Here is a 2,917-nt window from a genome sequence, read left to right as displayed (position 1 = left end):
GCCCCCCCCCCCCCCACGCCCCTCTCCCCCCCGGCCCGCCCCCCTGCGGGCCCACCCCCCGGCCCCGGGGCGGCGTGGCCACAACCATGCCCCCCAAAGGCGGTTTGCCACCACGATGGGAAACCCCGCAACCCGCGGACGGGCCAGGCCGACCGGACCCGAGCATAATGAGCAGGGCCCTGACTGCCGTGCCCGACCGGGAGGACGTAGATGCCGTCAATGCGCAGCACGGAGAGCATCTTCCTGCGCCTCGAACGCAGTGGTTACCCCATGGATGTGGCCGGGATCTACGTTCTGGATGCCGCCCCCGAGGGGCCGTTGCCCTTCGATGACATCCGGGCGGTGTTCGGCCAGAGGCTGTCCGGATCGCCGATCGCCAACCGGGTGATCGCTCATGCGCCACTGCGCATCGGTGAGGACCGCTGGGCCCAGGTGGACTCGGTCGACCTCGACGCGCACATGCACCATCGTGTCGTGCCGTCGCCAGGAGACCTGCCGGCCCTGATGGAGACCGTGCTCGAGGTCTCGGCCGAGCCGCTCGATCGCACCCAGCCGCTCTGGGAGGCCTGGTACCTGACGGGACTGGCCGATGGGCGGGCGGCACTGGTTCTGCGCCTGCACCATGCGGTCATCGACGGCATGGGGATGGTCGCACTGCAGCAGCTGCTCTTCGACCTCGAACCCACCCCGGTGTCTCGTGAACGTGATCCGGCGCCGATGAGTGGGAGAGCACATCCGTCGCTGGCGCGGCGGGCACTGGTGGAGATACCGAGCCGGGTGGTCGCCAACACGGTGGCGACCAAGCGGCTCGTGGTCAGCGCCACCGACCTGGTCGGCGCCATGGTGCGGACCGCTGTGCCAGGCCCGATTCGGTGGGGAGAGCGCCCCGGCTTCATGCCCTCGCGGTCCGACGCCCCTCCGGTGACCCTGTTCAACCGGCACGTCAGCGACCCTCGCAAGTCGATGGCGCTCGTGAGTCTGCCCTTCGGCCAGGTGCAGGCGGCGCGTGCTCTGTTCCCCGGGGTGACCATCAACGACGTGCTGTTGGCGCTGGTGACCGGGACCATGCGCGACTACCTCGCCGCGAACGGCGACCTGCCCGACAGGCCCATCCGCACCAGCTGCCCGGTCAACGTCCGGGCCGCGGGCGACGACGGCAAGACGGGCAACCACCTGACCACGATGTGGGTCGACCTTCCCGTGCACCTGACTGACCCCGTGGAACGGTTGGCGGCGGTCCACGCGAGCTCCACCGCCGCCAAGGCGGCACTGCCTCAGTCCAAGTCTGACTGGGACTCTCTGGCCGACGTCGGTGACCTCCTGATGCCAGGGGTCGTCTCGGCGGCGATGGCCTTGGCGGGTACGAAGGCCTTCGGGTTCCTCCCGCTCGCCCAGAACCTCACCGTCTCCACGCTGGCCGGGCCACGTCAGCCGCTCTACCTCGCGACCCGCCAGATCGTGAACGTCTTCCTCCGCGGTATCGTCTGCCCCCCGCTTCACCTGTTCTTCGCCGCCATCACCTACGACCAGCACGTCGATGTCAGCGTCACCACCGTGCGGCAGCTGTGCCCCGACCCGCAGGCCCTGGTCGACGGTTTGCAGACCGAGCTCGACCGGCTGTCGGCCGCCGTCAAGCCCAAGCGGCGCAGCCAAGGGCGTCGCTCACCGAGCGGCCAAGGGCCGCGGCGCCCGGCATCCGCGAAGAACCGTCAAGGCGGGGGGGAGTGACCGACTGATTGCCAGGTGGCAGCATCAGGTCTGTGTACGTGCCTCGTTTCAACATCATGCATGAGCCCGAGGTCGGTGCCTTCCTGCGGGCCCACCCGGTGGCCCACCTCGTGACCGTCGGCGCCGATGGGGTGCCCGACGCCACCCTCCTGCCGATCCTCATCGACAACGACGGGGGCCGTGATCGCGTCGTGGCTCATTTCGCCCGGGCGAACAACCACTGGCGGCGTATCGTGAACGGGTCGCCCGCGCTGTTCGTGGTCGCCGGGCCCGATGCCTACATCTCACCCAGCTGGTACGCCAGCAAGGCCGAGCACGGCCGGGTCGTTCCCACCTGGAACTACTCCGCCGTGCATCTCAGTGGGCCGGTCACCATCTACGACGACGTCGACTGGGTGCGCACCGCGGTGACCCGTCTCACCGAGCGTCACGAGGGCGATCGGGCGAAGCCGTGGGCCGTGAGTGACGCGCCCGCGACGTACGTGTCCGGCCAGCTGAGGGCCGTCGTCGGCATCGAGATGACCATCGAGAAGGTCGAGGCCAAGGCCAAGCTGAGCCAGAACCGCAGCGACGAAGACCGCTCCGGCGCCATCGCCGGCTTGCGCGAGGCGTCGGAGGCCCCGGGGGCCCAGCGTGCGCAAGCCGTGGCTGCGGCGATGGAGGAGGAGCTCGAGCACTGACACCGACACCCTGGCGCGCTGAGATCCCACCCATCGCGAACTCTTCCCCCGAGCACAGACCCCGCACAGGCGCCGGTTCGACGGTGGAGGCATGAACACGAACTCTCGCCCCTCAGTCGTCGGCTCCTCGCTGCGCCGCGGCCTCGGGATCGCGGGGGCGGCCGTCGCGGTCGCCTTCGTCGGCGCCGCCGGCCTGGGTGCCGCTGACGCCCAGGCCGCCGGCGTCTCGGCCGGGGTCGCCTACCTGAGCCACGCCACGCCACCCGAGCCGATGCCGGCGACGAACCCGGCGAACCTGCCTCCCGCCAGCACGCTGGCCGTGCGCTACTCGTTCGAGGACGGCGACCTGCGTCAGCTCTGAGGTCCCCGTCGGTCGAGGCGCCTGAGTCAGCGTGGTGGCAGGGAGCCCCCGGCCGGGTGCCCATCCTGCCGACCGTCTCGCCCGTCGTCGCGCAGGGTGAGCCAGAGGCGATGCGCGGTGATCACCGCCAGCGCCCACGCGAACCCGA

At 70.6% G+C, this 2,917-nt stretch carries 3 protein-coding genes; all 3 read left to right on the top strand.

Translation table 11 applies throughout. The features are described from left to right. Positions 1 to 219 precede the first annotated feature (219 nt). Positions 220 to 1,728, top strand: a complete 1,509-nt coding sequence (locus L0H79_RS21765) for a wax ester/triacylglycerol synthase family O-acyltransferase (protein WP_301486847.1) — start codon at positions 220 to 222, stop codon at positions 1,726 to 1,728. A 32-nt stretch (positions 1,729 to 1,760) separates the two neighbouring features. Beyond that, positions 1,761 to 2,408 carry an FMN-binding negative transcriptional regulator gene (locus L0H79_RS21760; RefSeq protein ID WP_301486846.1) on the top strand — a complete coding sequence of 216 codons (648 nt, stop codon included), beginning with the start codon at positions 1,761 to 1,763 and terminating at the stop codon, positions 2,406 to 2,408. A gap of 91 nt (positions 2,409 to 2,499) precedes the next feature. Continuing rightward, the gene (locus L0H79_RS21755; protein WP_301486844.1) at positions 2,500 to 2,769 is read left to right on the top strand and encodes a hypothetical protein; all 270 of its coding nucleotides are present in this window, start codon (positions 2,500 to 2,502) and stop codon (positions 2,767 to 2,769) included. Positions 2,770 to 2,917 lie beyond the last annotated feature (148 nt).

Source organism: Intrasporangium sp., from assembly GCF_030452765.1.
Taxonomy (GTDB): Bacteria; Actinomycetota; Actinomycetes; order Actinomycetales; family Dermatophilaceae; genus Intrasporangium_A.
This window is presented reverse-complemented; position numbering and strand designations above follow the sequence as displayed.